Here is a 1,305-nt window from a genome sequence, read left to right as displayed (position 1 = left end):
CAGATCACCATACCGGCCCGCGGCTTCTTGAAAGGCCGCAAGGAAAAGGCCTGAGAGAAGAACGCACTCGATCACCGGGCACATCAGGTTGGAAGGCTCTTGCATCGAGGGCGGCAACCAGAGAAGATCGACGATCGGGACGCTGAAGCCATCGCCGAAGCCGCGACACGGCCGACTATGCGATTTGTCGAGCTGAAGACGGCGGAGCAGCTGGACATCCAGTCGCTGCATCGGGTTCGTTCAAGGCTGGTGGGCGCGCGCACGACGCTGACCAACCAGTTGCGCGCCATTCTGCTGGAGCGCGGCACGACTATCGCACAGGGACGCCGCAAGCTCGAGCAGGCTGTGGAGGCATTGCTCGCCGATCCGGACTTCATGGCCGGCCGCATTCGCCGCCTGCTTGCGGAGATGCGGGAGGAATGGCTTGATCTCGACCGCCGTATCGAGGCTTTGGATCGGGAGTTCGTCGAACTGGCCCGCAACGATGCAGCCGCTCGGCGCCTGACGTCGATCCCCGGTATCGGTGTTCTCAATGCCACCGCTCTCGTCGCCGCTGTAGGGGACGGCTCGTCCTTCGCAAGAGCCCGTGATCTCGGCGCATGGCTGGGGCTCGTGCCCCGGCAACATACCACCGGCGGCAAACCCAGGCTGCTCGGCATCTCCAAGCGCGGCAACAAATACCTGCGCACGCTGCTGATCCATGGGGCAAGGGCGGCCTTGCCGTCGCTGGCCCGAAGCCAGACGTTGCTGGGCGCGTGGCTGCGTAGCCTGCTCGTCAGACGGCATCGCAACACAGTGGTGGTGGCGCTGGCCAACAAACTCGCCCGCATCGCATGGGTGATATTGCGTCGCGAGGCACCCTTCGAGGCCGACCGGGCCACGGCAACCGCCTGAAATAATTAGGTCAGCGGCGACACGAATGGACGCCGCCCGACCGATGATGTCTGCGAGAGGACTTTGAAAGATGGCCTGACGGTCGAACCGACGTTCTGGAAGCCTGGTTCAAAAGATGGCGCTTCGACGCCGTGACTTTTATGAGGCCCGGAGCGTGCGGATCTCCATCTTGGCGACGGCAATCAGCCGACACGCCGTATACGTTGATGCAGACCAGCCGCCATCAGAAATAAACCTCTTGCCGACGGGCGGGCCATACGTTTTTGAATGTCCAGCCGTGGCCGCGAAGCCAGGCGCTCAAGGCGCTGCGGCTGATCCGCACCGACTGCTCGGCGACCAGCCGCTCCACCATCTCGTTCAGCGTGATGTCCTTGCGTTCCTCGATCAGCCCGACGATGAAGGCTTCATGCG

Annotated in this window: 1 protein-coding gene and 1 pseudogene; one reads left to right on the top strand and one right to left on the bottom strand. The window is 63.2% G+C overall.

Going from position 1 to position 1,305, the window contains the following annotated elements; translation table 11 throughout:
- Window positions 1-99 precede the first annotated feature (99 nt).
- Window positions 100-894 carry an IS110 family transposase gene (locus EN807_RS32260; protein ID WP_348627931.1) on the top strand — a complete coding sequence of 265 codons (795 nt, stop codon included), beginning with the start codon at window positions 100-102 and terminating at the stop codon, window positions 892-894.
- Between the two features lie 262 nt (window positions 895-1,156).
- Here EN807_RS32260 and EN807_RS32255 read toward each other — a convergent pair.
- Window positions 1,157-1,305: pseudogene (locus EN807_RS32255) on the bottom strand (IS630 family transposase); the annotation flags it as partial.

It is taken from the genome of Mesorhizobium sp. M5C.F.Ca.ET.164.01.1.1, assembly GCF_004792125.1.
Classification (GTDB): domain Bacteria; phylum Pseudomonadota; class Alphaproteobacteria; order Rhizobiales; family Rhizobiaceae; genus Mesorhizobium; species Mesorhizobium wenxiniae.
The sequence above is the reverse complement of the archived record's forward strand: the minus strand, read 5'-3'. Positions and strand labels throughout refer to the sequence as shown.